Source organism: Rhodanobacter lycopersici (assembly GCF_040812335.1).
Classification (GTDB): Bacteria; Pseudomonadota; Gammaproteobacteria; order Xanthomonadales; family Rhodanobacteraceae; genus Rhodanobacter_A; species Rhodanobacter_A lycopersici.
In genome coordinates this window covers 1-1270 of sequence record NZ_JBFOHK010000014.1, presented here as the reverse complement: position 1 = coordinate 1270, position 1270 = coordinate 1, and the positions used below count along the sequence as shown (strand labels likewise).

At 65.2% G+C, this 1270-nt stretch carries 1 protein-coding gene; it reads left to right on the top strand.

Features of this window, described 5'->3' with window-relative positions; all coding sequences use genetic code 11:
* Positions 1–69 precede the first annotated feature (69 nt).
* On the top strand, positions 70–1146 hold the full coding sequence (locus tag ABQJ54_RS19100) for an IS5 family transposase (RefSeq protein WP_367855919.1): 1077 nt from the start codon (positions 70–72) through the stop codon (positions 1144–1146).
* The last annotated feature ends 124 nt before the right edge of the window (positions 1147–1270 follow it).

Sequence of the window (1270 nt, the reverse complement as noted above, 5' to 3'; positions counted from 1 at the left end):
CAGGCTGTCGAGAAACCTCAGCGCGCCGCCGCGGTCATAGACGCTCTCAATCACTGACCGCCTGATCCGATGCGCAGCCCCGACGTCCAGCAGCTTGGCATGTTTTCGTATGTATCGGTCGAGGATCGCGTGCCGCCCGACCATCCGATCCGCAAACTGCGAGTGCTGGTGGATGCCATCCTGGGTGAACTCGATGAACTGCTGGCGGTGCGCTATGCCGCGGGCGGTCGTCCGTCGATCCCACCCGAGCGCATCCTGCGCGCCTCGCTGCTGCAGGTGGTCTACAGCGTGCGCAGCGAACGGCTGCTGATGGAACAACTCAACTACAACCTACTGTTCCGCTGGTTCGTGGGCCTGAACATCGACGACCCGGTGTGGGATCACTCGACGTTTTCCTTCAACCGCCAGCGGCTGTTTGACGAGGCGATCGCCCAACACTTCTTCGAGCACACCGTGCTGCTGGCGCGGCTGCGTGACCTGGTCAGCGACGAGCACTTCTCGGTGGACGGCACGCTCTTGGAGGCGTGGGCCTCGCTCAAGAGCTTCCGGCCCAAGGACGACGACGAGGGCGATGGCGACGACTTCCGTGGGCACAAGCGCAGCAACGAGACGCACGCGTCCACCACCGATCCGGATGCCCGGCTGATCCGCAAGGGCAAGGGCAAGGAGGCGAAGCTGAGCTACCTGGCCAACAGCCTGATGGAGAATCGTCATGGTCTGGTGGTCGGCGTGGACGTCCGCCATGCAACGGGTACGGGCGAGCGCGACGGCGCCTTGGATCTGCTCACCGCGGCGGGCGTCAGGCAAGGGGCCACGCTGGGTGCCGACAAGGGCTACGACACGCAGGACTTCATCGCGGCACTGAGGGCGCGCGGGATCGTGCCGCACATCGCACGCAACACGAGCAACGGCCGCCGCAGCGCCGTGCCGCGCGCGGTGGCGAGCACGCGCGGCTACGGCATCAGCCAGAAGGTGCGCAAACGCATCGAACAGGGCTTTGGCTGGATCAAGACCATCGGCGGGCTGCGCAAGCTGCCGATGGTCGGCCTCGCTGCCGTGCGCGGTTGGGTGACCTGGACGTTTGCCGCCTACAACCTGATCCGGCTCGGTGGGATCGGCGAGTGGTGGAATCCCTCACCGACGTGAGCGACGACGGGAGACGTGCGTCCGCAGCGCCGAAAATCCTGTCCGATCGGCACTGCGGAGAAAGCTACGCATAGATCGAAGCTATCAGAAGCGGTATGCGACGGCGCTTCTCAACAGCCTGCTA